This window comes from Pedobacter jeongneungensis, assembly GCF_039538295.1.
GTDB lineage: Bacteria > Bacteroidota > Bacteroidia > Sphingobacteriales > Sphingobacteriaceae > Pedobacter > Pedobacter jeongneungensis.
Genome location: NZ_BAABBY010000001.1, coordinates 686,372 through 713,140, shown reverse-complemented (window position 1 = coordinate 713,140; position 26,769 = coordinate 686,372). Strand labels below are relative to the sequence as shown.

General features: G+C 38.6%; 20 protein-coding genes. 8 read left to right on the top strand and 12 right to left on the bottom strand.

From position 1 onward, the window contains the following. The first annotated feature begins 22 nt into the window (after positions 1-22). Positions 23-499 (top strand): nucleoside deaminase, encoded by a 477-nt coding sequence (locus ABD769_RS03155; protein WP_344849329.1) that lies wholly within the window; start codon positions 23-25, stop codon positions 497-499. Between the two features lie 159 nt (positions 500-658). On the opposite strand, the gene ABD769_RS03150 is transcribed toward ABD769_RS03155, so the two are convergent. Then, a complete protein-coding gene (locus tag ABD769_RS03150; protein ID WP_344849327.1) occupies positions 659-2,581 on the bottom strand; it encodes a TlpA family protein disulfide reductase in 1,923 nt (640 codons plus the stop codon). Between the two features lie 109 nt (positions 2,582-2,690). Between ABD769_RS03150 and ABD769_RS03145 the strand changes: the two genes are divergently transcribed. Further along, positions 2,691-3,464, top strand: coding sequence for an EcsC family protein (locus ABD769_RS03145; protein ID WP_344849326.1), 774 nt, complete (start codon positions 2,691-2,693; stop codon positions 3,462-3,464). Between the two features lie 74 nt (positions 3,465-3,538). Here ABD769_RS03145 and ABD769_RS03140 read toward each other — a convergent pair whose 3' ends face one another. After that, positions 3,539-3,937: an RNA-binding S4 domain-containing protein gene (locus ABD769_RS03140; protein ID WP_316824998.1), complete on the bottom strand. Its 399-nt coding sequence runs from the start codon at positions 3,935-3,937 to the stop codon at positions 3,539-3,541. A gap of 253 nt (positions 3,938-4,190) precedes the next feature. On the opposite strand from ABD769_RS03140, the gene ABD769_RS03135 reads away from it, so the two are divergent. Further along, on the top strand, positions 4,191-5,009 hold the full coding sequence (locus ABD769_RS03135; protein WP_344849322.1) for a 2,3,4,5-tetrahydropyridine-2,6-dicarboxylate N-succinyltransferase: 819 nt from the start codon (positions 4,191-4,193) through the stop codon (positions 5,007-5,009). Positions 5,010-5,024: 15 nt separating this feature from the next. Continuing rightward, positions 5,025-6,227 (top strand): glycosyltransferase family 4 protein, encoded by a 1,203-nt coding sequence (locus ABD769_RS03130; protein ID WP_344849321.1) that lies wholly within the window; start codon positions 5,025-5,027, stop codon positions 6,225-6,227. Positions 6,228-6,453: 226 nt separating this feature from the next. On the opposite strand, the gene ABD769_RS03125 is transcribed toward ABD769_RS03130, so the two are convergent. Both ABD769_RS03125 and ABD769_RS03120 read right to left on the bottom strand, forming a co-directional pair. Next, the gene (locus ABD769_RS03125; protein WP_344849319.1) at positions 6,454-7,002 is read right to left on the bottom strand and encodes a DUF4136 domain-containing protein; all 549 of its coding nucleotides are present in this window, start codon (positions 7,000-7,002) and stop codon (positions 6,454-6,456) included. A 177-nt stretch (positions 7,003-7,179) separates the two neighbouring features. Next, on the bottom strand, positions 7,180-7,731 hold the full coding sequence (locus ABD769_RS03120) for a DUF4136 domain-containing protein (RefSeq protein ID WP_344849317.1): 552 nt from the start codon (positions 7,729-7,731) through the stop codon (positions 7,180-7,182). A gap of 197 nt (positions 7,732-7,928) precedes the next feature. On the opposite strand from ABD769_RS03120, the gene ABD769_RS03115 reads away from it, so the two are divergent. The 4 genes from ABD769_RS03115 (at position 7,929) to miaA (ending at position 11,770) form a co-directional block, all read left to right on the top strand. Next, a complete protein-coding gene (locus ABD769_RS03115; protein ID WP_344849316.1) occupies positions 7,929-8,495 on the top strand; it encodes an L-threonylcarbamoyladenylate synthase in 567 nt (188 codons plus the stop codon). A 90-nt stretch (positions 8,496-8,585) separates the two neighbouring features. Then, positions 8,586-10,040: a CCA tRNA nucleotidyltransferase gene (locus tag ABD769_RS03110; RefSeq protein ID WP_344849314.1), complete on the top strand. Its 1,455-nt coding sequence runs from the start codon at positions 8,586-8,588 to the stop codon at positions 10,038-10,040. 99 nt (positions 10,041-10,139) lie between these two features. Further along, positions 10,140-10,787 carry an IS1096 element passenger TnpR family protein gene (locus ABD769_RS03105; RefSeq protein ID WP_344849312.1) on the top strand — a complete coding sequence of 216 codons (648 nt, stop codon included), beginning with the start codon at positions 10,140-10,142 and terminating at the stop codon, positions 10,785-10,787. Between the two features lie 74 nt (positions 10,788-10,861). Then, a complete protein-coding gene (miaA, locus tag ABD769_RS03100; protein ID WP_344849310.1) occupies positions 10,862-11,770 on the top strand; it encodes a tRNA (adenosine(37)-N6)-dimethylallyltransferase MiaA in 909 nt (302 codons plus the stop codon). A gap of 56 nt (positions 11,771-11,826) precedes the next feature. On the opposite strand, the gene ABD769_RS03095 is transcribed toward miaA, so the two are convergent. The 8 genes from ABD769_RS03095 to rpoC all read right to left on the bottom strand — a co-directional run bounded on the left by ABD769_RS03095 (position 11,827) and on the right by rpoC (position 26,725). Next, positions 11,827-13,116, bottom strand: coding sequence for an SGNH/GDSL hydrolase family protein (locus ABD769_RS03095; RefSeq protein ID WP_344849308.1), 1,290 nt, complete (start codon positions 13,114-13,116; stop codon positions 11,827-11,829). Between the two features lie 11 nt (positions 13,117-13,127). After that, the gene (locus ABD769_RS03090; protein ID WP_344849306.1) at positions 13,128-14,351 is read right to left on the bottom strand and encodes an OmpP1/FadL family transporter; all 1,224 of its coding nucleotides are present in this window, start codon (positions 14,349-14,351) and stop codon (positions 13,128-13,130) included. A 76-nt stretch (positions 14,352-14,427) separates the two neighbouring features. Further along, positions 14,428-14,739 (bottom strand): DUF3467 domain-containing protein, encoded by a 312-nt coding sequence (locus tag ABD769_RS03085; protein WP_344849304.1) that lies wholly within the window; start codon positions 14,737-14,739, stop codon positions 14,428-14,430. Between the two features lie 92 nt (positions 14,740-14,831). Beyond that, the gene (locus ABD769_RS03080; protein WP_344849302.1) at positions 14,832-17,063 is read right to left on the bottom strand and encodes an alpha-L-fucosidase; all 2,232 of its coding nucleotides are present in this window, start codon (positions 17,061-17,063) and stop codon (positions 14,832-14,834) included. A 79-nt stretch (positions 17,064-17,142) separates the two neighbouring features. Beyond that, positions 17,143-19,263, bottom strand: a complete 2,121-nt coding sequence (locus ABD769_RS03075; protein ID WP_344849300.1) for a family 20 glycosylhydrolase — start codon at positions 19,261-19,263, stop codon at positions 17,143-17,145. A gap of 2 nt (positions 19,264-19,265) precedes the next feature. After that, entirely contained in the window at positions 19,266-20,390 is a 1,125-nt protein-coding gene (locus ABD769_RS03070) for an SGNH/GDSL hydrolase family protein (RefSeq protein WP_344849298.1), read from the bottom strand. A 3-nt stretch (positions 20,391-20,393) separates the two neighbouring features. After that, positions 20,394-22,127 carry a DUF4091 domain-containing protein gene (locus tag ABD769_RS03065; protein ID WP_344849296.1) on the bottom strand — a complete coding sequence of 578 codons (1,734 nt, stop codon included), beginning with the start codon at positions 22,125-22,127 and terminating at the stop codon, positions 20,394-20,396. Positions 22,128-22,438: 311 nt separating this feature from the next. Further along, positions 22,439-26,725, bottom strand: coding sequence for a DNA-directed RNA polymerase subunit beta' (gene rpoC, locus ABD769_RS03060; protein WP_344849294.1), 4,287 nt, complete (start codon positions 26,723-26,725; stop codon positions 22,439-22,441). Positions 26,726-26,769 lie beyond the last annotated feature (44 nt).

Here is a 26,769-nt window from a genome sequence, read left to right as displayed (position 1 = left end):
TTGGGAATTATTAAAAAATAAAATGGAGAATCAACATCAAAAATATATGCAGATGGCAATCGATCTGTCTGTACAAAATGTAAGCGAAAGCATAGGAGGGCCGTTTGGAGCAGTGGTGGTAAAAGATGGTAAATTAATTGCTAAATCGGCCAATAAAGTTACCTCAACCAACGATCCTACGGCACATGCAGAGGTCTCTGCCATCAGGCTGGCTTGTACCGAATTGAATACTTTTGATTTAAGTGGCTGCGTAATTTACACCAGTTGCGAACCCTGCCCCATGTGTTTAGGCGCCATTTATTGGGCAAGAATAAACACCATTTATTATGCAAATACCAAGGCAGATGCAGAAAATATAGGTTTTAGCGACAAATTTATTTACGAAGAACTGGATAAACCAATGGAAAAAAGAACGCTTCCGGTTATTCAAATGATGCGCGATGAAGCTTTACCGGCATTTAAATTATGGGAAACTTCTGCCATGCGGATAGATTATTAAGAATTTGACCGTGTCATAAAAGTACCGTCATCTCGAATGGAACATGGTGAAATGCCTGCGCGTACAGGCGGGGAGAAATCTGTAGTAGATTTCTCGACTTCGTTACACTCCGCTCGAAATGACGGTCACTCTTGTTCATATTATTATAAAAAGACCTGGTTATTTACCCGATTCTTTAGTAGCCAGTAATCCGATCATGGCGTCTATTTCCTTAACCACACCATCATCCGAGCCAGAGAAACCAACGGCTTTGAACCTGATGTTTCCATCGCCATCAATAACGAACTTAGTTGGAATTCCATCTACTTTATAGGCGCTTACTACATCAAATTTTGAGGGATCTTTTGCATTTTTGGTATCGTAAAGCACGTTAAAATTATATTTCTTTTCAGCAATAAAATCGGTAACCAATTTTTCCCTGTTATCTTCAGTTTGCCAGGTATTTACAAAAAGAAATACCACGTTGGGGTTACCTGAATATTTTGCCAGTGCTTTTTGCATCCCCGGGAAAGAGGCTACACATGGTCCGCACCAGGTTGCCCAATAATCTAACACTACTATTTTTCCTTTTAAACCGGCTAAACTAACTTTTTCGCCTTTTAAATTTGTTAATGAGAAAGCAGGCGCCGGGATATTGATCATTTTTTTGGTCCACTCTGCTCTTTCTTTTTCTAATGCCGTTTTTTCTAAATTGGCAATATAAGTTTCGTATGTTCCTTCTTTCTTTAAAGTGATATAAAGTCTTTTAAAATCAGCTTTTAAGGAATCTGTTGCCTTACCATCTTTGATTAATTTTTCAGCTTCAGTATAAGCTTTGTCATTCTGACCATCTTTAACCAGATAAGTGATGTAACGGGTTGATACATCTGGTGGTACAGCAGTATATAATGTTAAAGCTTTTTCCTGTACAGCAAGGGCGTCTTTAAAATTACCACCACGATAAAGCAATAATGCATAAGTATCGGCATACATGCCATAAGACTGATCCAAAGATTTCAAATAGGCATCTTTTGAAGCAAAATAAACAGGTACATCACCATTTTTAGCTTCTTCTATCAGGTTAAGTGATTGTTTTGAAAATTTTGTAGCTACTTCTACATTTTCATTCTTCTCAGCCGATGGCCAGGCAAAAGAGTTATATAAATTAGCTTTAGTTTGTTTATTGGTCACTTTTCCCGAATAAAGCTCAAATTTTTCAGTATTTTTTGCCTGTATGCTTGCGTTTGCTAAAATGCCATAAATTGAATTCAACTTCTCTGCATCGGCTTTTTTGCCTGCATCGAATTTAAATCTGGCAATCATATCTGTCGCTTTTTTCTCTTGTGCTGCAAAATCTTTTGTACCGTAAAGTGCATTCATTTCTTCTCCCCAGGCGTAATTTCCCGCAGGATATTTTTTGAGGATTATTGCTTTAACCGAATCAGCCTGTGCTTTTTTCTTTAACAACGAATAAAGACCGGTCATACTGCTTAAATCTTCTTCCTTAGGCTCTTTTATTTTCGATAAACTAGCAATATTCTCATTAATCAGCTTTGTACCATTGTCCTTATCAGCTTTGTACTCCTGCGAAAGATACTGGTTTAGGTTTTTCTTTTTCAGTTCCGGCTTTAAAGCAAATGCCTGGTTATATAAGGAAACAGCTTTTTCAGGGTCCAGGGTAAGTCCGAGGTAATAATTTCCTGCAAGTCCATATAGAAAGGCTTCGTTTAAATAAGCTTCTGCCGGTACCTTCCCTGCTTTGGTAAATTCTAAAATGTAACCGGCAGGTGCCTCATCTTTCTGATCGCCAACCGAAAAAGCAAGTCCGACTATGGTAACGCTATCCGGAGTGGAAATTTCTCCTTTGTAAACGTCACCTTCTTTAACGAGCTCAATTTTGGAATTTTTAGGATTAGATTTCGAAAAAAAGGTATAACTGGTACATTTAACATCGGCCAGGTTTTCAAGATTGGTCCCTTTTGGCTCATAAGTAAATTTAACGGTGCTTCCTGCTGCAGGTTTATCGGCAGAAAATTTCACACCCTGTGCATTAGCCGCTCCGCCAACCAATGCCATTAAGCATAACAATTTTAAGGTTTTCATACTGAAAGGATTAAGTTTTAATTAGGTAAACTAAATATATAGTTTATTATTCTTTTTTCATAGTTAATTCGTGTAAATTTTAAGGAATAATTATTGCAGGGTAATGAACATGACCTACGAAGAAAAAATAAACAGTGAACTGGATTTCTGGAAGTTTAAAACTTTACAGAAACCTTCTATTTTTAATAAAGTGACTGATAAAGTTCAGAAGAAAATAAACAGTTATATCCCCGACAAGGTTCATAATGCCATTACAACCGCCATTAAACAAATGGTAAAGGCAGTTCTTTTTGGATCCACATTTACCACATCGAAACCCGTTACCGATTTAACTTTAATGCACCGCGAAACATTGGTGAAGCAAAAAATAGATAATTACAAAAAAACGGGTGCTGCAGAAGGTGGAATTACCGGTGCTGGCGGCTTTTTAATGAGCCTTGCCGACTTTCCATTGTTATTGGGTATAAAAATGAAAATGCTTTTTGATATTGCCGCAGTTTACGGATATGATGTGAAAGATTACCGCGAACGTTTATACATTCTGCACATTTTTCAACTGGCCTTTTCGAGTAAGGAGGAAAGCCAGAATGTGTTTTTGAAAATGCAAAACTGGGATAATACAGCACATCAGCTCCCTACCAACATTGATGAATTTGACTGGCTTACCTTTCAGCAACAATACCGCGATTATATCGACTTAGCGAAACTTGCACAAATGCTACCTTTTATTGGCGCAGCGGTAGGAGCCGTTGCAAATTATAAACTGATCGAAAAACTAGGCAAAACGGCAATGATGAGTTACCGGATGAGGTATTTTAGTCTTCAGTCTATAGTCTTGAGTCATGAGCCGACCAGCGATTTCCGGCTTGAGAAAGGGATTTGAGTATTTTAGTTTCGAGTCTATAATCATGAGTAGAACAGACTACCGACTTTGGACTCAAGACTCTGGACTAACAACTACTCTTCTTCAAACATTCCTCCAATCAAATCGTCTGTTTCGCGACGGTCTTTTTTGGTTGGCCGGCCTGTACCCCTATCACGTTTTAAGCTTGGTGCATGGAACATCGATTTAAAGGCATGCGTATCTTCAACAGGTGTTAAATCTTTGTATTTTGTTAATGCAGTTGGCGAATCGGTTCTGTTATACGAAAGTTCTACCACCTCGATAATTTTTTTCTCTATCCCTTTCGATACCTGATAAACCTCTCCAACTTTTACAATGGCCGAAGGTTTAATATTCTGGCCTTTCAGTTTTACCCTTCCGGCTTTACAGGCATCAGTAGCCAGGCTTCGGGTTTTAAATAACCTGATCGCCCATAAATATTTATCTATCCTAAGTTTTTCTGTTTCTGTCATAAAGGATCAAAAATACGCAATCAAGGTTAATTGTAGAAACTGGTTAATCGACACATTTGGTTAATTGTATAAACTGGTTAATCGGTTAATTGTATGGAGCATATTCCAGCAGTTAACCAATTTAAACACTTAACCAGTTAACCATTCTATCGATTTAAACGCTTAACCAGTTAACCTAACTGCAAAACAATTTAAACAATTAGCCCTTTAATAAACAAAAATTGATTTATTTTGCGTAAAATTTAAAAACATCATGTATTCAGATTTAAAGAAATTAATTGAAGCCGCCTGGGAAGACAGAACCCTTTTACAATATAGCAACTATTGCGAAGCCATCGAAACCGTAATTCAGGGTTTAGATAAAGGCGAAATTCGCGTTGCTGAACCAGTTTTAAACTCCTGGGGCATTAATGAATGGGTAAAAAAGGCAGTAATTTTATATTTCCCGATTCGTGAGATGAAAGAAATTAAAAGCGGTCCTTTTGTTTACCATGATAAAATGGAATTAAAAACTGACTATAAAGCAACTGGTGTACGCGTTGTGCCTATGGCAAGCGCACGTTACGGTTCGTTTTTGGCAAAAGGTGTAATCATGATGCCATCGTACGTAAACATCGGCGCTTATGTTGATGAAGGTACCATGGTTGATACCTGGGCTACTGTAGGCTCATGCGCACAGATCGGTAAACGCGTTCACTTAAGTGGTGGTGTGGGTATTGGTGGTGTTTTAGAACCTGTACAGGCTGCTCCGGTAATTATTGAAGATGATGCTTTTTTAGGCTCAAGAGCCATCGTGGTAGAAGGTGTTAAAGTAGAAAGAGAAGCCGTACTTGGCGCCAATGTGGTATTAACAGCATCGACCAAAATTATCGATGTAACCGGCCCAACCCCTGTTGAATATAAAGGTATTGTACCTGCACGTTCGGTAGTAATTCCTGGTAGCTATACAAAAAAATTCCCTGCCGGCGAATTTCAGGTACCATGTGCTTTAATTATCGGAAAACGTAAAGAAAGTACAGATAAGAAAACTTCGCTTAACGATGCGTTGAGAGAAAATAATGTAGCAGTTTAAGCTGAAAGCAAAAAGGTGAAAGCTGAAAGCGAAACTCATAATCATAAATCCGAAAGTACTGAACTTGAGCAATCAAGCTTTGGTCTTTCGGCTTTAAGCTTTAGGCTTAGAATAGGATACGATGGCAAGCGCGCCGCCAATAACTTAACCGGATTAGGCAATTACAGCCGGTCGTTAATTGAGCATCTGGCAAATCAGTTTCCTGAAAATAAGTACCTGGTATATGCTCCAAAAGTAAAATCTGCCAAACAGATCGATGCTTTTTTTGAAAAAGAAAATATCGAACTTAAGCTCCCCAAAAACGGACCTTTTTTATGGAGAACTTTAAATATCCTGAAAGATTTAAATTCCGATGGCTGCCAGATTTTTCATGGCCTGAGTCACGAAATACCTTTAGCCATACAGCATACCAGAATTAAATCAATCGTTACCATCCACGATTTAATTTTCCTGCGTTTCCCGCAATACTATAAATTTATCGACCGCAAGTTATACGAGTGGAAAAGCAAATCAGCCTGTAAACGTGCCAATAAAATCATTGCCATCAGCGAAAAAACAAAGGAAGATATTATCAATTTGTACGGCATTGCTCCTGAAAAAATCGAAGTAATTTACCAAAGTTGTGATGATAGTTTTAAAACGCCTTTCGCTATAGAAAACCTAAGCCGCATCAGGGCCACCTATAAACTACCTGAAAAATATATTCTTAATGTTGGCACCATCGAAGAGCGTAAAAACCTTAAGTTGGCTGTTCAGGCTTTAAAAGAAGTTAGTGAGGAATATAAACTCGTGGTAATTGGCAAACAAACGGCTTATTTTAAAACGGTAGAGAAAGAAATCGAAAAACTTGGTCTTAAAAACAGGATCTTATTTCTAAAAAACATTCCTTTTGCCGATCTGCCGGGTATTTACCAAATGGCGACTGTTTTTGTATATCCTTCATTTTATGAAGGTTTCGGCATTCCCATTATTGAGGCATTATATTCAAGTATTCCGGTAGTTGCAGCTACAGGCTCGTGCCTGGAAGAAGCCGGCGGACCAAACAGTTTATACGTTTCGCCTACAGATGCCAATGGACTGGCAAAAGCCATTAACCAGATTCTGGAAAGTCCGCAGTTGCAAAAACAGATGAAAGAAAAAGGACTTGAATTTGTTCAAAAATTTAACAGCCCGGTTGTTACGCAGCAATTGATAGATTGTTATACAGCCCTCCTTTAAGGTATTTATCTTTTAACTTCCGAAATCTTTTTTTGTTTGAAAAGCAGGGTCAGTGCTATTATTAAATATTAGTCCTGCCAATGCTGCAAGTCCTCATCCGATAAAAGATCGGATTGCGGGCTTTCCGCGAATGTCAGGTTTAAATCCGAAAGGATTATGCAAAAGAAAAAGGGCCGGAATTTATTTAAAAATTCAACAGCCCTTTCTGTTATCTTAACCTTAAAACTTATTTAGCAGCAGTTACATTTGGTGGATATTGTGCTAGTATTTCTTTTACGCCTGTATATAAACGTTGTTCTCTTTTATTAAAGTTATCGAGGTTAAAACCTGATCCCTGTCCGTGCCAGAATAAAATCTTTTTAGCAGGATCCAGGAAATCGATAATGATTGTACCGTCGATATATTGGTTTACGTAGGTTCCGCCGCCCCAGCCACCTCGCCAGCCGCCCCAGCCCCAACCCCAGCCACCGTAGTAAGCAGGACCGTAAACGTCAGTTTTTTCTCTGGCAACTACCACTAAATTCACCAATAAATCAGGCTTTGCCGATTTGGTAAATCCTTTGGCGTTCATTTCTGCTTCTACAGCAGCTAATAGCCTGCGTTTGTCAAGGTTATTCAGTTTAACCCTGGCAATACCTTTGTCGTAAAAATTATAAGTTTTGTATCCGCTTAAATCAACATTTTTATCGTAATCTGATGCGGTGCGGAGTGTTGTACATCCTGCTAATGCCAATACCACTGTAAAAAGCATTAATAATTTTTGTGCTGTTCTCATTTTGTGCGCTGTTGTATAAATAACCTGACATAAATATAACGATTTTGGGAACCAACCGGCAAATCATTTAACATTTTTTACAATCAGATTGTTATCTGTAGAACGATTTCTATTTGATTATGTTTTGACGTTATATCACTCAGACTAAATATTTTACAATTGGATTAAATCTAGAAATCAATAAATTGGCGGATATTCCGATAAGATCTGTTTTACAGCTAAATTTATTCGCTCTTCCCTGTTTTCATAATCATCCAAATTAAACCCTGAACCTACCCCATGCCACATAATTGCTTTGGTTTCAGGATTTAAAAAATCAATGATAATGGTACCCGTTTGATATTGTTTGCTGGTGTTGAGTGAACCAAATTGCGAATCTCTCCATTGGTAAGAAGATGAAGCTGCATCCCACTGATAACCACCTCCACTATAACCCCAATCGGCCCTGGCTTTAATGCTGCTCAAAACCGCTACATTGATTAAAAAGTCCGGATGATCTGTTTTGCTAAAGCCTCTTTTCAGCATGGCGCCTTCTACAGCATTCAACATCCGCGGTTTGTCGAGGTTGTTCAGTTCCAGCCGTTCAATTCCCTTTTCGAAATAGGCAAAGGATTTTAACTTAGAAAAATCGATTTTTCTGTCGTAATCTGATGCAGTAAGCACGGAGATACAACCGGTAAATGCCATTACAATAGTAAACAGCATACCCCATTTAAGTGTGTGTTTCATTTTATATTTATTTAATAACCTGTTACTAAAATACCAGATTATTAGTTTAAAACATATGTGTTGAGATAAATAAATGATAAAGAATATGTTACGAATTCATTTATCAATGTTTATGAGTGTCAGACAGAAATATCCGACACCGCAGGAAATACACATTAACATTATTTAACTTCCTCTTAATAAATTAACTTTGTAAAATGCTAAGAGACGAGATTAACAAAGCTTTTGAAGTATTAAAATCGGGCGGGGTAATCCTCTACCCTACCGACACCATTTGGGGAATAGGCTGCGATGCCACCAATCCTGAAGCCGTGGATAAAGTGCTTAAAATAAAAAACCGTCCTGCCGAAAAGAGCTTAATTGTATTATTAGATGTGGATAGCAAACTGCAAAGTTATGTGGCCGAAATACCCGATGTGGCTTATGACCTGATCGAATATGCTGAAAACCCGCTGACGATTATTTTTTCGGATGCAAAAAACCTTGCTCAAAATGTAATTAACGCCGATGGCAGTGTAGGCATCAGAATTGTTAAACACGATTTTTGTACTCCATTAATTCAGCGTTTCCGGAAACCCATCGTATCAACCTCTGCCAATTTGAGCGGACAACCTTCGCCAAAATTCTTTGATGATATTGATCCCGAAATTATTAATGCAGTTGATTATGTGGTAGATTTTGAGCAGGAAAACCGGACCAGCAGAAAACCATCAACCATTATGAAACTTTCTCCGGGCGGGCAGTTTGAATTTATCCGCAGATAAACCCCAACCTCTTTTCGGGCCTGGAATTGTTGATAGTCTTTACCGACCAAATGTTTTGCTTAATTTTGAACAAATGAATTACCCTTATATATGCAGTCTGATTTAAACGAAGGGAACCCCAAGTCTCCTTCAGGGGATTTAGGAGTTCACCTACAAAATCCTATATTTAAAACCTTATCAACAATTGCAGATAAGAACAATACCGAAGCTTATGTAATCGGCGGCTTTGTTCGCGATTTATTTTTAAACCGCCCATCAAAAGATATTGATGTGGTAATAGTGGGCAGTGGAATTGAATATGCGGAAGCTGTGGGCCGGAAATTAAATACCAAAGTAGCTGTATTTAAAAACTTTGGCACCGCAAATATCAAATACCAGGATTTAGAAGTTGAATTTGTAGGGGCCAGAAAAGAATCTTACCGATCGGATTCGCGTAAACCCATTGTTGAAGATGGTACTTTAGCAGACGACCAGCTCCGCAGGGATTTTACCATTAATGCACTGGCCATTAACTTAAATGCCCATCATTTTGGTGAGCTTTTAGATCCATTTGATGGCACTAAAGATTTAGAAAATAAACTGATCCGCACGCCGCTCGATCCGGAAATTACTTTTTCTGATGATCCCTTGCGCATGATGCGGGCCATCCGTTTTGCTTCGCAACTTAATTTCGATATCGATCCGGCTGCGCTTAATGCCATTAAAACACAGAAACAACGCATTAGTATTGTTTCGAAAGAGCGCATTACCGATGAGATGAATAAAATCATCTTGTCTAAAAAACCATCGGTGGGTTTTAAACACCTTTTTGATACGGGTTTATTACACCTCATTTTCCCTCAAATGGCACAGCTTTATGGTGTGGAAATTATTAAAGGAAAAGGCCATAAAGATAATTTCTACCATACTTTGGAGGTACTGGATAATATTTGTGCAGATACTGATGATTTATGGTTGCGCTGGGCGGCTATTCTGCACGATATTGCCAAACCGGCAACCAAACGTTTTGAAGAAGGCCACGGCTGGACATTTCACGGGCATGAAGATCGCGGTGCACGTATGGTGCCGAAGATCTTTGCTCAATTAAAACTTCCTTTAAATGAAAAAATGAAGTACGTGCAAAAACTGGTACAGCTGCATTTAAGACCAATTGTGCTGGCTCAGGAAATTGTTACTGATTCTGCAGTGAGGCGGTTACTTTTTGATGCAGGTGAAGAAATTGAAAGCCTGATGTTGCTATGCAACGCCGATGTTACCACTAAAAACGAATATAAAAAAACCAAATACAGAAACAACTTTGAGCTGGTAAAACAAAAGCTGAAAGATGTGGAAGAACGCGATAAAATCAGAAACTGGCAACCCCCTATCTCTGGTAACGATATTATGGAGACTTTCGGACTTGAAGCGGGCAAAGAAGTAGGTATCATTAAAAATGCTATCCGCGAAGCTATACTAGAGGGCGAAATCATAAATGATTATCAGGAAGCATTCAATTTTATGCTCGATCAGGCAAAACAAATGGGATTAAATCCTGTTAATAAATAATTTAATCGCCCAAACTACAGAAACAGGATGCCTTTTATGGCATTTGATGTTTGTGGTAATTATAAATTAACTTTATTTTTACGGTTCCAAAATACAATAATGGCTATTTATAAATTTAGAATTACTTTCGAAGATTTTGATGATGTTGTGAGAGAGATCGACATTAAATCAAACCAAACATTTGAAGACCTGCACAAGGCTATTCACCGATCTACAGGTTATAATGCCGAAAAATCTTCGTCTTTTTACGTAAGCACCGATAACTGGTTAAAAGGTGATGAGATTGCTTATTTACCAAGCGAACGTAAGAAAGACCGTGTAGTTTTAATGGAAAACTCTAAATTAAGTGGCTTTATTGAAGATCCGCATCAAAAATTCTATTACATTTATAATTTCGACCGTCCTTATGATTTCCATGTAGAACTGGTAAAAATCATTCTGGATGCCGATCCCAATATCGAATATCCGTTTTTAGCTAAAAGCAGTGGCGAGGCTCCGAAAATTATGGAGCAAAATAGTCCAACGGCTGTTGATCCACGCGGTGCTGCAGCAACTGCAAGCGAATTTGATTTCTTAAATGAAATGAACTTTGTTCCCGAAGATACTGATGAACTTGAAGCCATGGGCGAAATGGGCATCAACGAGGAAGAACGGGATGAAGACGAAGAAAGTGAAGAAGATGAGTTTGGAGATGAATTTTCGGATAATGATAACTTTGAAGATGATAGCCACAAAGACGACTATTAATCAGAAATAATATTTTAATTTTCAAAAAGCTGTCAAATCAAAATTGACAGCTTTTATTTTATACGAATACCGCTATGCTCCATAAAAAAACCTTAATTTCTATTGTTGGCCCCACCGCGGTAGGCAAAACGGCTTTGGCTATTCAGATTGCCCGGCACTTTGCCACAGAGATTATCTCTGCAGACTCGCGACAGTTTTTTAAGGAAATGGCTATAGGTACGGCAAAGCCCAATGTAGAAGAATTAGCAGCAGCAAAACATCATTTTATTGATTCACACTCAGTATCGCAATTGTTTAGTACTGGCGATTTTGAGGTGGAAGGCTTAAAAATCCTCGACGAGATCTTTCAAAAGCATGATGTAGCCATTATGGTTGGAGGATCGGGCCTGTATGTAAATGCCCTGCTAAATGGTTTGGATGAAATGCCCGATATTGATTTATCCATCAGGGAAAAATTAAACAGACAATTTGAGGAAGAAGGTTTAGCTGTTATACAAAATCAGCTGGCTGAATCAGATCCTGAATATTTTGCAAAAGTAGACCAGCAAAATCCACAAAGAATGATCAGAGGCCTGGAAGTTTTCTTATCAACCGGGCAAAAACTTTCATCCATGTTATCGGCTACCAAAAAGGAACGTCCATTTAACATTATCAAAATCGGACTAAATACGGATAGAACTGTTTTATACAACAGGATTAATCAAAGGGTTGATCAAATGATTGCAGACGGATTATTGGAAGAAGTTAAATCGTTAACACCATTTAAACAGTATAATGCATTAAATACGGTAGGCTATAGCGAAATTTTCGATTATTTTGATGGGAAGTTGTCCTTACAGGAGGCCATAGATGCCATTAAACAAAATACCCGCCGTTTTGCAAAACGCCAGCTTACCTGGTTTAGAAGAGATGCGGAGATTAACTGGTTTGAGCCTGATGAAAAAGATCAGATTATTGGCCTTATAAATGAAAAATTAAAATAAAAAAAGAGGTTTCAACTGTTAGCTAAAACCTCTTTATATAAAATAAGATATTAGAATTAATTAGGGAACTTCACGCCTCTATATTGCGTAATATCAACTGTTGGAATGGTAGAACCATATTTTGCATTAATTGCATCGATAAATACGTTCGCAATTACTGCATTTCCACGTGGAGTTAAATGGATACCATCTAAAGAAAATGCACCACCTGTAATAAATGCTGCGTTGATGCCAACTCCCTGAAGATTGATTCCTGTTTTAACCTGATTAAAATAGGTGTATGTATCAGCAATGGCTAAACCTTTACTTGTAGCCAAAGATTTAATGCTGCTGTTGTAGCTGTTCACATAATCTTTTACTTTTATTACTTCATCCTTATCCAATACCCAGTTATTTGCAATCGGGTTTAATGGATGTAAACCATAAGGAATAGCACCTGTGCCAAACAAACCAGCCGATTGGAAAGGTAAACGGATTAAATCTTCGTCTGTTGCTGCCCTCACGGCACCTGTTCCGGTTTGGATGAAAACAGCCTGCGCAGCTGGATTAGCGGCTTTGGCAGCAGCAAGTAGGAGCGATACTTTAACGGTATTAAAATATGGTACAGCTGTTACATCAGGAATAGTTGCTACGATACCTTTCTGACCACCCGATGTTAAAGCATTTAACAAATTAGAATATAATGATGAAAATGTTACTTTATCTGTTAATACAGTAGTAGGATCACCAGTTACGGTAACAGCACCATTGGTTGCATAACCCAATACATCATTATTCCCTAACCAAAGCGAGAAAAAAGTATGATTTCTCTTTTGTATAAACTGAAAATAGTTGGTTTTGCCTACTTCAGCATCGGTTAGCAAACGCTCGAAATATGGGTTGGCTGCACTAAAAGTAAGCGTTGGGTCGAAAGATAAATCGACGCGCATACCTGGAATACCTAAATTTTGGATTTCGCCGCTGTATTTATCTAAATGTTTGGCTGCATCTCTATATGCCAGTTTATCAGTTACTTGTGTTAATGTTGGGGTACCGTTAACCAGTGCGGTTAATGCAATATAACCTGAACCATTTGAATGATCATCAGTAAAAAACGGAGAGGTAAATACCCCGCCACCTACAGAAGCCATTTTTGCAGCGAGTAAATTTGGATAAGCTACTTTTTGTCCCTCTAAGTATAAACCTCCATCAGCAAAGCCCGAAGTTAAAGAGTTACCTACAGCGATGTATTTGCTAAAATTAGCTTGTCCGGCAGTTGTACCTGCTGGTGTTTCTATTTCTGGTTTGCAGGCCGCTGTAAAAAGGATGGCAGCAGCTACGAAACTATTTAATATATATTTCTTCATTGTAATTTCTCCTACCATTTATAAGTTAACGAAAGACCTGGTGCATAAACCAAAGTTTTGAAAGTACCATCCAAGCCTGTTTCGATATTTTTCTGTTTGCGCGATTTTACATCTTCGAAGAAGAATGAAGCGTTAACCTCGAAATGGCTTGTTGGTGTATAACCTAAACCAGCACTTAAAATATAACGGTCAGCATCTGGTGCTTCTGGTGTTACATAACCATCCTGAACTGGAGAAAAAGCATAACCCACACCTGCCCTTAAAGCCAATTTCTCTGATGCCTGGTGATTAATACCCAATTTAAACGATGAGCCATCACGATAGTTACGCGCCGATCTTGTATCAGCCAAAGCTGATGTATTTGTTGCATAATCGAATGCCAGTTCTTTATAAATATGCCATTGAACCCAACTTGCATCAAATGCTAAAACGGTACTTTTCGATAATGGAATACCTACACCTAAGCTGGTTGTTGCTGGTAAAGGTAATTCAGCATTAAAGGTATTACCCGGAGGGAAAGATCCTTCTAAAGATTTTGGAACATCAAATTCTGCTGTACCACCATCTAACTTAGTAATTACTTTCGATTTATGTACAATGGCAAAAGAGATGTTGCTTAATGTTTTAATGTATAAACCTGCATTCCAGCCATAACCTGTTCCGGTACCATCTAAGGTAACATGACCAGAACGGCCGTCAGGATAGTTTACCGGAAGTGCTCTCTGAAGATTTACATCGCCATGGTTATAAACAAAACCTGCTCCAATACCAATACGATCGGTAATTTTAATACTTAAAGTTGGCTGAAAATAAATGGCTTTTAAATTTAATGAGGTAAGTGCATATTTACCCGACCAGTTGTCGCCCCAATCTACCAAACCACCAAATGGCGTATAAACACCCAGGCCCAGCTTCCACTTATTTGATTTTGGTCCCCAAACGGCATAAAACTCGAATGGTGGAGCAATTTTGTTTTTTACATCTTCTGTAATATTCGAACCGCTTTGTTTAAAAGCTGATTTAAATAATAATGGGTTTACACCTGCGGAAACTGAGTTTTTCTCTAAGAAAGTTACTGCACCGGGATTGTAAAATACAGAAGCCTCATCTAAAGCCAGTGCAGAACCTGCACCTGCCATACCAATTTGTTTCTGACCTTGTAAATTAACCTGGAAACCCTGCCCCAAAACCCAAAGTGGGGCAGAAAGTAATACGCTCAATAAAATTTTTTTCATTTATAAATGGTTATATCACAAATATATACTATGCTAACATAGTAAGCAAATATTTGTTTGTAAGAATTTTATGCGTTTAGGCCTGGGCCGTTGGTCCGCCAAAACCCATTGGGAAAGGTGGTTCTTCTTGTGCCTTAATCCGCCCGTTTACATTTTCAAATTTCTGAATATTGTCTTCTAAAGCTGACAATAAGCGCTTTGCATGTTCCGGTGTTAAAATAATCCTCGATTTTACCTTAGCTTTCGGTATTCCGGGCATTACACGGATAAAATCCAATACAAATTCGGTATTAGAATGGGTAATAATGGCCAGGTTAGAAAAAATTCCTTCTGCAATTTCTTCCGATAATTCTATGTTTAGCTGATTTTCGTTTTGTTGTTCTTCCATAATAGTTCAAAAATAAAAAATTCCGCTGCTTAATGGCGGAATTAAAAATATAAAGTGCTAAATAATATTAAACCTGAACAATAACATTCCTCTTATTTCTCCAAAAAATCCAGTTCAGCAATAGCCAAAGTCTTTTTATTGCCTGCAATTGTAACGGCCTTTAATTGTACATACTTTGCAGCAATTACATTTTTAAAGTAATGTGTTCTTGGTGTAGGATCGTTAATCAAGTTACCAAACCCAAAGGTTTCAACATCTTTCCAGTTTTTACCATCATTACTGGTTTGCAAGATGCCCTTTTCTAACATTCCATCGGCAAAATTGGCAGGCGGTGTATAAATAAAGCCTGTTAAATTGTGGGTACTGCCCAAATCAATAGCAATTTGATGCTGTCCATCCTCATTTGATAACCAATAAGTTTCTTTTTTAGCATCCACAGCCATCGCAGCAGTATGATTTGCCTTTTCACCGTCGCTGGATAATAAATTCCAGTCTTTTTTTACTATTCCAAATGTTTCAGTTGCCAAAGGTCCTTTTTCTTTATTGGTGATGGCAATTGCTTTTATTTCGCCTTTTGTAATCTGTACCGGAGCCGAATATTTATTTGAACTAGCACTAGGTACACTTCCATCGGTGGTATAATAAATTTCGATGCCCTTATTCAGGTTGGCCGTGGCATTTTCTCCGTGAGGTTTCCAACCAAATTCGTGTGTTTTTGACGAAATGGTAGTTAAACCGTTTATATCCCTTGCAAATTGCAATTGTGGCGGACGCGTGCGATAATAATGTGCAGATATGGTTGCCATTGCAGGATTCGCCCTCGATGATAAAATGGTTAACCGAAGCTTCGATGTGGTAATTTCAGGAAAACGTAAAATGCGTTTATAGCCAATATTTGTTGCTTCAGCAATTTTCTGCCATTTGTGATTAACCCATGCTTCAACCTGGTGCTGCTCTACCCTTTCGCTATAAGCTGCAATTGCTTCCTGTAAAACAATCCGGTTTATTGTTATGGGTTTAGCGGTGCTTATTTCTATATTTTTCTGCTTATCATTTAACAATTGAAAGGTATTAATGTCCTGATCCAGGATTGCTTCTGGTCCGCTTGCACCACTCAATAAGTTGTTACCGTAAGTTTCGCTGATTCGTTTACCTACTTCTTTGAGTACGCTAACATCTTCATCAGAAAATTTCCCGTTTCGGTTTGGTGGAATATTGAGTAAAAATGTGGAGTTCCCTCCTACCGAGCGTTCGAAAATATCAAATACATCATCGGCACTGCGTACTTTTTGTTTTTCATCATCACGGTAAAACCAGCCTTCTCTTATTGATGTATTGGTTTCGGCCTGCTGGTAATGTAAAAATTTAGCTTTGTAAAGTTTATCATTGCTACCTAAATCTGTATCAGTCAAATCCGGAAAATGTGCTGCAGTATCAGGATTTTCGCTATAAGGCAGTACATTCCATTCTGTTTCGCGTGTTCCCCCGGCTTCGTTTCCACACCAGCGGATATCCTCTTTACCAAAAATTACAGCTTTTGGCGCCAGGGTATGAATCAGTTCTTTCCAGGCCTGGTAATTGTATTTCTGGCCACCTTTGGTTTTAGGATGTGCACCATCAAACCAAACTTCATCAACAGGACCATATTCGGTTAATACTTCAAATAACTGGTTTAAAAAATATTCGTTATAATCGTCAACATCGAACTTAAATTTGGTCTGGTTTGCAAACGGGCGGCCTGCTACTTCGCGTGGAATGGTTCTGGTAGTTACTTTACTCAAATTGCCATACAAGCCTTCAGGATTTTCAATCTGGTATAAATCTGCCGGAGATAAATAAATACCCAGTTTAAGGCCATATTTTTTACAAGATGCGGATAGATTTTTCAGGATATCGCCTTTGCCATTTTCAAAATTCGAAGACATGATTCCATGTTTGGTGTACCTGCTCTGCCAAAGCACAAAACCATCATGGTGTTTTACGGTAATAATCACCATTTTCATGCCTGCCGATTTCATGGCCTGGCACCATTGATCGGTATGAAGTTCCTTTAAATCAAAAATTTTTGGGTCTTCTTTTCCATTGCCCCATTCCATCCTGGTAAAAGTATTAGGACCAATATGAATAAATGCAATAAATTCATTTTTTAAAGCACTTAACTGATTGGGCGTTGGTACTACATGGCTTGCTTTGGCAATAATAGTAGCTTTACTGTCGCCAGGCTCAATGGCTATGGTGTTTTGTGATTTTAAATCGTTGTTCTGCGCCACTGCATTGGCAATAAATGAAGTTATTAATGCCAATGTAAAAATTAATTTTCTCATTAAATTGTTTTGTACCTAAAATTACGTTCTGGTTCACGTCCATCCATAAAGCATTTTAGCTGTTTATTAAGGTAAATTATCATTTTTCTTCTGCCTGTAAAACCACTGTTGGATCGCTAATCCATCTTCCTCCCTTTTGCTTAACAGGAATAAAAGCGAACATCCAATTTTGGCCGGTAATGGGTTTGGGCACTTTGATCAGTACTGTATTCCAACCTTTTTTTAACTGAATAGTTGCGGGTTTACGCGACCAGAAAAATTCTTCATCGGTATAAGGAATTTCATTTGCTTGTGTAAACCAGGTTGGCTTAAGGTTTTGGTTTGCACCGGGATTTTCCCATACAGGACCTTTTAATTCCGTATTATTGATGAAGATTTCGCCCCCATTAGCATCCCATTTTCCGTTTGGAGGTACACCGGCACTTTGCCTGTTAGAGCGTGCCGGGGTTTCGAATCCGATTAAAGCTTGTATGTTTTGATCATGTTCAGAAAAGATATTTGAAGAGAAGTCTACCTGGGTTAAACTATCAATAGCCTGATCTGCCAGCAACGATTGATTTATCCTTATCACGCTCCCGGCAATTTTTTGAGGCAGCCGATCAGTTGTAACAGGTTTTCCTTTCCAGTAAATTTTGCTTACCTGCCATTCCGTTTGCGAAGCATTAAAATAAGGAAACGGCAATTTTTCAAAAAATCGGGCCTGATGAACCGTTAAACGCTTTTCGAATTCTGCAAAATATTGGTTGGCTGTTGTATTTTTAAGCGGTAAAACGTTTAAAAGATCAGGGTTAGCTTCTGGTCTTCCACACCAAACCGCTTCGCTATAAGCCAGTGCACCAGGCCAGACAGGGTTATGAAGGAAGATTTTTTCCTTATCCGCTACCCTGGTGTCTGGCCAGCAACATAAAATACCACCTAAAGCATATTGATCTCCCCTGGCCTGGTTACAAACCTGCTGAAAAAAATAACGTTGAATTAAAGTAACAGCATCGAACAAATTCAGGTACCCACCGTACGAATCAATAAATGGATTTCTTTTAGTATTTGCCACCTGTCCTGTTGCTTCTTCTCTCCAAAGCTGCCGGATACTTCCTTTTACAGGTGGCAAACCAGGGTTCCACACCATAACTTTACGCCCATTAGCCATAACCCTATTGCTCATCCTTTCGATAAATGCAGCAGGGTTTGGAATATGTACTTCATCCGAACCGATATGCAAAACCGGACAATCGCTGGCCGGAATCTCTTTACAAAATTCATCGATTAATTTTTCTAAAACATGCATGCCTTGCTCACTCTCCATTTTAAAACCAAAAACGCGCTTAAAATAAGCACTATGGCCAGGCATATCCAGTTCAGGAATAATGGTAATGTGTTTTTCTTTGGCAAAGCGGATCAACTCTTTAATATCGGCAAAGCTGTAACTGCTATCCGGATCGCGGTTAGCCTGCCTAAACCTGGCTTCGTTAAGCTGCGGAAAAATTTTGCTTTCTATCCTCCAGGCCGGATTATCGGTTAAATGCCATTGAAATGTATTGTATTTATAATGGGAAAGCAGCTCGAGTTGCTCTTTTAGCAGGGTAATACTTTGAAAATTACGTCCGTTATCATGCATAAATCCTCTAACAGCAAAGGCAGGCCAATCACTAATTTCACAAAAAGGGATAGCTACGCCTGCACTTGTGTTTTGCATTAATTGCCTTAAAGTTTGTACACCATAATATAACCCGCTACTATCCAAGGCTTTAATATTGATACCTTTTTTAGAAACAACAAGCTGATAACCCTCTTTTTTAAGTGCTGGTATTTTAACAATTTCTACGTGTACCTGAACTTTATTTTTACTGATTCTATTGGAAAGTTTAACGCCATTAGCTATGAACAGGCGTTTGAGAGCTGACAGAACAGTTGCGTTACTATTAGATTTGATTACAATTTCATTCAACTTAAGCACGCCGGGTTGCCACACCACTTGCTTTGGAAATGGAATAAGGGCTACCGGTGCCTCAGCCAATTCTAGAAGGGAATGATTACTGCTCCAATGCGCATCACCACCAGGTATTTTAGACCGGTTTTGCGCATTAAAAGTTCTTATCTGATTAAAATCTTCTGTCAGGACTGCTTTCTGATGATATACTTTTTTTACTGTACATGAGTAAAGTAGCAGCAATAACACAGCTAAACATAGATTTCTTTGCATATCTATTTTCCGGAAGCTAAAATTTTCCGGATCACCTTTTCGTAAGCATCGGTGTATTGCATCATTCCAAAATCGTTTGGATGTGTGCCATCAATGGTGCTGTTATCAGTAAAACCGATCTCTTCTGCAGTTAGGATATACAGATCTTTGATTCCTGATTGCTTCAATTTTTGATAAGTATGATTCAGGATTTTAGAAGTTTGAATGTATTTTCGGGTTAGTTCGCTATCCAGGTTAACCTGAGTTAAGCCAGAACTGTGTTCGACCAATAAAACGGGCGTATGTGGATGTTTTGCTTTTAGACTTTGTACAGAAAGGGTAATCCGTGACTCAATTTCAGCAGCCGGATAAATCTTTTGATCATACAGATTAGGCTGGCAATCCAATACAAAGAGACTGGCATCTGTTTCATTCATTAATTGAATCAACGGGTTTTCCAACCGGCCATTGCCTGAAAAACCTAAATTGATCACCGGCAGGTTTAATTTCCTGCCCAGTATATTCAGCCATGCCATTCCGGGTCTGCTTGCACTAGCCCCCTGCATAATAGAAGTACCATAAAATACTAAAGATTTTTTTTCATTGGCTTCTTCTACCTTAAATCCATCATTTATCCCCACTCCTATTTTTAACCATTTTGGCGTGTTATATAGTGGCAGGTATAGGCGGAATTTCTTGATTTTTACTGTCGCATCAAAATTTGCATAACTATAAGTAACCGTGTCGCTAAAGCTGTATGCTGCTTTTATCCAATGCCAGTTATTTTGCATATCCTGCGCATATAAATCGAGGCCGCTTACGCCTAAAGCTGGCATATTATCTAAACTTTTCCCTCCATTGAGCTGATATTTTACTATAATCTGTTGTGCATTGGTATTAAAATCCAAGTACTCGCCAGCAGTATTCTTCGCTAAATCCCAAACTTCTTTCCTCACTACTTTTTCGGCAGTAGCAGGTAAGCGGTTATAATAGTTAAGGCTATCGCTGTTTTGCCAGGCCTTACCTTTTAATGTAGCGTAAGCATTGGCCTGAGGGTTAAACCATTTGAAAGTGCTCTTTTCTTGTGAATAGATTGATTTACAATACATTAAACAAGTCACCAACCCAAACAAAAAGACATTTCTCATTTGTTACTGATTTAATAGTGGTTTTACGCGCTGTAAAACTTCGTCGGCGGTAACGGTCGATAAAGATTTTATACTAAAATTTCCGAGTGCTTTATTTAACTCATCAAGTGCTGCTGAATTTTTATTTTTGGTATATAACTGTTGTAATTGCTTAATTTTTTCAAAATCCTGTGCACCCTCGATCATTTTTTCGAACCTTACGGATGTTAATGGGCCTGGATAAACCATGTAAGTATCGCCTGCAGGCCAGGCAGTGAAACGGGTATCGGTTAAGGGATTTTTTGTCCAGCTGTTGTAGGCCCAGCGCAAATAACCATCCATGTTTTTGCTGGCAGTGTACCAGCCCATCCAGACCTGCTCTGCGGGCGAAGAGAAACTGAAAGCATTGGGATAAGGTTCTGTACAGCAGGTGTACCAGGTACTGGTTTTACCCTCCGCTATGCGTTTTTGTAATACATCAGCCGGAAATTCCCATTTAGATGCAATGCAATAATTGTCGATGTCTTTTTCTATTTCCTGGTGATATTCTCCTGCCAGGGCTAATTTCCAATCCTTATCAACGCTTTTTAATAGTTTGATTACGGCCTGCATGGCTTTCATGGGACGTTCGTCCATGGCAATATAGGTCTTCTGGAACCAGTTTTTTGATTTTAAATGTTTGGTAAAATCTGTCAACATTGTTTTCCAAAAGGCATCATATGCAGGTGTACCGATGGATTCAGTAAATACTGCTTCTTTCTGGGTGGCTTCATCCCAATAGCTAAAGGCAATTTTCCAGGGTACCATGCTATAGCAATTGATGCGCTGATTGATGCCGGTAGTCATTACAAAAGCAATATATTTGTCAAACAGGCTGTAATCATAGCTCCAGGTACCGTCTTTTTTCTTTGTCCATTTAATTAAACTTGGGTAATCATCATAAGTTTGATGGCCCCAGGGTTCGTTAACAATACTTGCGGTAATGGTTTTCTGCCCGGCATTGGCCAACATTGTATAATATGGCTTAATTAAGGCAAAATGTTCATCGCTCCATAATTTTACCTGATGCGTACGGGCAATGGCTGCGGGATGTTGCCATAAATCTAAGTCATACTTCCATTGTGCCGGCGCAGGTAAAGTTTTATCGAGCACCTGAATCTGAACAGGCAGATCATATTCCTTTTCACCTTTAATTTTGACTATTCCTGAATAAATACCTGCTTTGGTAGCTGCCGGAATTTTTATACTCAACCAAACCGGCTGTGTATTTCTGGCATTAATTACAATGTTATTTATTTTTGTATCAATTTGGTCGGCCACATAAGATGAATCAAAATCGGCTGCTTTACGGTAACCACAGCCATCTCTAAACTCGTCGGTAATGACATACTTGATAATGCCCGCAGTAATATTTTCTTTTTTAATGTTGTTACCCCGCTGATCTTTGAGATCGGATGGTTCTATACTTACCCCGGCAACCTTATTGTTGGCCCACAGCAATAGCTGGGTGTGTATTTTTTCGCCTTTCCAGGCGGAGGTATTCCATGTGTTTTGAACTGGAACCGCCGGAGGTACTTCTTTTGCAAACCTCACATTGCTGCTGGCGAAGCTAATATTTAACGCTTTAGTGGTATTTTCCCATTGTTTATTAATGGTTTCGCTGTCTGGCAGTTTTGGTTTCTGGAGGGCTAAACTTACATCCTGGGCGGCGCTTGTTAAGCCAAAACCCATCATTAATATCACTGATAAAAACTTCATAAACCTAAGTTAATGAAACCGATCAGAATTAAATTAAGAGATTGAAAAGCTATGCTTACGCAAACGTTTGACGAATTGTAACAAAATAGATAGATAAGAAATAGAGGTTAGTCCGGATATTGAAGGTATTTAATCTTTTGAAAGTGAAGTTTATATTTTTGATATTCAATATTACAAATTCAAAAAAAAATTATTTTATCATAAATTTAACACTCACGAGTTCACGTTTTACTATCTATTAATTTACAAAATCTATTTAAACAAAAAAACCCCGACAAAATGCCGGGGTTTCAAACTATTTAGATTAAATATTAAGCATCTACTTCTTCTTGTTTCGAAGCTAATAATTTATCGTATTCTTCCTGAGAACCAACGATGATTCTTTCGTAACCACGTACACCAGTACCTGAAGGGATTAAGTGACCAACGATCACGTTTTCTTTCAAGCCTAACATATTATCGCGTTTACCTGCAATTGCTGCCTCATTCAATACTTTCGTAGTTTCCTGGAACGAAGCCGCAGAAATGAACGATTTAGTACCTAATGATGCACGTGTAATACCTTGTAGGATAGAACTTGCAGTTGCTGGTCTTGCATCTCTAACCGTAATCTGTTTTAAATCTTTACGTTTTAACTGAGAATTTTCATCTCTTAATTTACGTAATGAAACAATCTGACCTGGTTTGATTTCGGTTGAATCACCTGCATCTTCAACCACTTTCTTGTCGTACATGGCATCATTCTCGTCAGCAAAATCCCAACGGTCAACAGCATTATTTTCTAAGAAGATAGTGTCACCCGGATCTTCAATGTGAACTTTCTGCATCATCTGGTGAACAATTACCTCGAAGTGCTTATCGTTAATTTTCACACCTTGTAAACGGTAAACTTCCTGAATACCATTTACCAGGTATTCCTGAACCGCTGCAGGGCCTTTAATTGATAAGATATCAGCAGGAGAAATTGAACCATCTGATAAAGGCATACCTGCTTTCACAAAGTCATTATCCTGTACAAGGATGTGTTTAGACAATGGAACAAGGTATTTTTTAACTTCACCATCTTTCGATTCGATTGTGATCTCGCGGTTACCACGTTTAACGCCACCTAAAGTTACCACACCATCAATCTCAGTTACTACAGCCGGGTTAGATGGGTTACGTGCTTCAAATAATTCTGTTACACGAGGTAAACCACCCGTAATATCCCGGGTTTTACCAGTAGCACGAGGAATTTTAGCGATAATCTGACCAGTTTGGATAGTTTCACCTTCGTCAACTGAAACGTGAGCTCCTACCGGAATGTTATAACCTTTGATGAATTCACCTTTCTTATCAACGATCTGAACTGAAGGGTTTTTCGTTTTATCACGTGTATCGATAATTACTTTTTCACGGTGACCAGTTTGCTCATCTGATTCTTCACGGAAGGTAACACCTTCAATAATGGCATCAAATTGTGCTTTACCGGCAAATTCTGAAAGAATAACCGCGTTGTATGGATCCCATGAACAGATTTTATCACCTTTTGAAAGTTTATCGCCTTCTTTAACGAATAAGAATGCACCGTAAGGAATGTTATTTGTAACGATTACCCTGCCAGTACCCGGTTCAACAATTTTGAACTCACCTGAACGACCCAATACAACCTGTACTGTTCCTTCCTCAGTCTGAGTATCAACTGTACGGATATTTTCGAATTCGATAACACCATCAAACTTAGCTACGATGTTTGATTCTGCAGCAATGTTCGATGCAGTACCACCCACGTGGAAAGTACGAAGTGTTAACTGTGTACCCGGCTCACCGATTGATTGTGCTGCAATTACACCAACTGCCTCACCTCTTTGAACGCGTTTACCAGATGCTAAGTTACGGCCATAACATAATGCACAAACACCACGTTTAGCTTCGCAAGTTAATACTGAACGAATTTCGATACCTTCTAAAGGCGATTCTTCGATCAGTTTGGCAACTTCTTCGTTAATATCTTCACCAGCACCTACCAATAATGTATTATCCAGAGGATTGTAAACATCATGTAGCGAAGTACGGCCTAAAATTCTATCAAATAACGGCTCAACGATATCTTCCTGATCTTTTAAGGCAGTTGTGTACATACCTCTTAAAGTACCGCAATCGTTATCGTTAACGATCATATCCTGAGCAACATCATGTAAACGACGGGTTAAGTAACCCGCATCAGCTGTTTTTAACGCCGTATCCGCCAAACCTTTACGGGCACCGTGAGTAGAGATAAAGTACTCTAATACCGATAAACCTTCTTTAAAGTTTGATAAGATCGGGTTTTCAATGATATCGCCACCTGAACCAGATTTTTGAGGTTTCGCCATCAAACCACGCATACCGCAAAGCTGACGAATCTGCTCTTTAGATCCACGTGCTCCGGAGTCAAGCATCATGTACACCGAGTTGAAACCCTGGTTATCGCTTGATAACTGGTTCATTACGAATGTAGTTAACCTGTTATTAATACGTGTCCAGATATCGATGATTTGGTTGTAACGCTCGTTGTTGGTAATGAAACCCATGTTATAGTTGTTTCTTACCTCTTCAACTTCGTTAGCAGCCTGCTCTAGTAAAGTATGTTTCTCAACCGGAATGTTAACGTCTTGTAAGTTGAACGATAAACCTCCCTGGAATGCCATACGGAAACCTAATTCTTTGATATCATCCAGGAATTGAGAAGAACGTGCCATACCAGTCATTTTCACTACCTCACCGATAATATCTCTTAACGATTTTTTAGTTAATAACTCGTTGATGTAACCAACTTCTTCAGGAACCATCTGGTTAAACAATACCCTGCCAACAGTAGTTTCAGTTAATTTATTAACGATAGAACCGTCACTTTGCTTAACGTTTACCCTTACTTTGATAAAAGCATGTAGATCTAATTCTTTCTCGTTATAAGCGATGATCACTTCTTCCGGAGAATAGAAATTCGAATCCTGTCCTTTTACAACCCTTGTTTCATCAGTTCTGCGGCCTTTAGTAATGTAATAAAGACCCAAAACCATATCCTGAGATGGTACTGTAATTGGTGTACCATTTGCAGGGTTTAAGATGTTGTGTGCAGCCAACATTAATACCTGGGCTTCCAAAATTGCTGCGTTACCTAGTGGTAAGTGGACAGCCATCTGGTCACCATCAAAATCGGCGTTGAATGCGGTACAAACTAATGGGTGTAACTGGATTGCTTTTCCTTCAATTAATTTTGGCTGGAAAGCCTGAATACCCAGTCTGTGTAGCGTAGGTGCACGGTTTAATAATACCGGGTGACCTTTTAGTACATTTTCTAAGATATCCCAAACTAACGGATCTTTTCTATCAACGATTTTCTTTGCAGATTTAACTGTTTTTACCACACCACGCTCAATCATTTTACGAATGATGAATGGTTTGTAAAGCTCAGCAGCCATATCTTTAGGAATACCGCACTCGTGTAATTTAAGGCTAGGCCCTACAACAATTACCGAACGAGCTGAATAATCCACACGTTTACCTAATAAGTTCTGACGGAAACGACCTTGTTTACCTTTCAAAATATCTGAAAGTGATTTCAAGGCACGGTTACCTTCAGTTTTTACCGCGTTAACTTTACGTGAGTTATCGAATAACGAATCTACAGCTTCCTGCAACATACGTTTCTCGTTACGTAAAATTACCTCTGGTGCTTTAATCTCAATCAAACGTTTTAAACGGTTGTTACGGATAATTACACGACGGTATAAATCATTTAAATCGGAAGTAGCGAAACGGCCACCTTCTAATGGTACTAAAGGACGTAATTCTGGTGGAATAACCGGAACAATTTTAACAATCATCCACTCTGGGCGATTCTCGATACGTGTATTGGCACCACGGAAAGCTTCAACAACCTGAAGGCGTTTTAAAGCCTCGTTTTTACGTTGCTGAGAAGTTTCGTTAGCAGCCTGGTGACGTAAATCGTAAGATAAAGTATCTAAATCAATACGTTTTAATAAATCTTCTAATGCTTCAGCACCCATTTTGGCGATGAATTTATTAGGATCTTTATCATCCAGATATTGGTTTTCTTTAGGTAATTTATCTAAGATATCTAAATATTCTTCCTCTGTTAAGAAGTCCATATAGTTGATACCTTCTTCAGCCATTAAGCCTGATTGGATAACTACGTAACGCTCGTAATAGATAATTAAATCTAATTTTTTAGTAGGTAAACCTAATAAATAACCGATTTTGTTTGGTAAAGAGCGGAAGTACCAGATGTGCGCCACAGGAACCACTAAAGCAATGTGTCCCATACGCTCACGACGTACTTTTTTCTCCGTTACTTCAACACCACAACGATCGCAAACAATACCTTTATAACGGATACGTTTGTATTTACCGCAATGACATTCGTAATCTTTTACCGGACCAAAAATACGCTCACAGAACAAACCATCGCGTTCTGGCTTGTAAGTACGGTAGTTAATGGTTTCTGGTTTCAACACCTCACCGCTTGAACGTTCCAGAATAATTTCCGGAGACGATAAGCTAATCGTGATTGATGTGAAATTGCTTTTTAATTTATTATCCTTTTTGTAAGACATATCTCTTTCTTTAATGATCGAAGGATTGAGTGATTGAATGATTG

Excerpts from the sequence above, each read along its gene's own strand:
- ABD769_RS03155 (WP_344849329.1), top strand. The coding sequence starts at position 23 with ATGGAGAATCAACATCAAAAATATATGCAGATGGCAATCGATCTGTCT.
- ABD769_RS03095 (WP_344849308.1), bottom strand. The coding sequence starts at position 13,116 with ATGAAGAAATATATATTAAATAGTTTCGTAGCTGCTGCCATCCTTTTT.
- ABD769_RS03135 (WP_344849322.1), top strand. The coding sequence starts at position 4,191 with ATGTATTCAGATTTAAAGAAATTAATTGAAGCCGCCTGGGAAGACAGA.
- ABD769_RS03110 (WP_344849314.1), top strand. The coding sequence starts at position 8,586 with ATGCAGTCTGATTTAAACGAAGGGAACCCCAAGTCTCCTTCAGGGGAT.
- ABD769_RS03105 (WP_344849312.1), top strand. The coding sequence starts at position 10,140 with ATGGCTATTTATAAATTTAGAATTACTTTCGAAGATTTTGATGATGTT.
- ABD769_RS03145 (WP_344849326.1), top strand. The coding sequence starts at position 2,691 with ATGACCTACGAAGAAAAAATAAACAGTGAACTGGATTTCTGGAAGTTT.
- ABD769_RS03090 (WP_344849306.1), bottom strand. The coding sequence starts at position 14,351 with ATGAAAAAAATTTTATTGAGCGTATTACTTTCTGCCCCACTTTGGGTT.
- ABD769_RS03075 (WP_344849300.1), bottom strand. The coding sequence starts at position 19,263 with ATGCAAAGAAATCTATGTTTAGCTGTGTTATTGCTGCTACTTTACTCA.
- miaA (WP_344849310.1), top strand. The coding sequence starts at position 10,862 with ATGCTCCATAAAAAAACCTTAATTTCTATTGTTGGCCCCACCGCGGTA.
- ABD769_RS03140 (WP_316824998.1), bottom strand. The coding sequence starts at position 3,937 with ATGACAGAAACAGAAAAACTTAGGATAGATAAATATTTATGGGCGATC.
- ABD769_RS03085 (WP_344849304.1), bottom strand. The coding sequence starts at position 14,739 with ATGGAAGAACAACAAAACGAAAATCAGCTAAACATAGAATTATCGGAA.
- ABD769_RS03070 (WP_344849298.1), bottom strand. The coding sequence starts at position 20,390 with ATGAGAAATGTCTTTTTGTTTGGGTTGGTGACTTGTTTAATGTATTGT.
- rpoC (WP_344849294.1), bottom strand. The coding sequence starts at position 26,725 with ATGTCTTACAAAAAGGATAATAAATTAAAAAGCAATTTCACATCAATC.
- ABD769_RS03120 (WP_344849317.1), bottom strand. The coding sequence starts at position 7,731 with ATGAAACACACACTTAAATGGGGTATGCTGTTTACTATTGTAATGGCA.
- ABD769_RS03080 (WP_344849302.1), bottom strand. The coding sequence starts at position 17,063 with ATGAGAAAATTAATTTTTACATTGGCATTAATAACTTCATTTATTGCC.
- ABD769_RS03150 (WP_344849327.1), bottom strand. The coding sequence starts at position 2,581 with ATGAAAACCTTAAAATTGTTATGCTTAATGGCATTGGTTGGCGGAGCG.
- ABD769_RS03115 (WP_344849316.1), top strand. The coding sequence starts at position 7,929 with ATGCTAAGAGACGAGATTAACAAAGCTTTTGAAGTATTAAAATCGGGC.
- ABD769_RS03125 (WP_344849319.1), bottom strand. The coding sequence starts at position 7,002 with ATGAGAACAGCACAAAAATTATTAATGCTTTTTACAGTGGTATTGGCA.
- ABD769_RS03065 (WP_344849296.1), bottom strand. The coding sequence starts at position 22,127 with ATGAAGTTTTTATCAGTGATATTAATGATGGGTTTTGGCTTAACAAGC.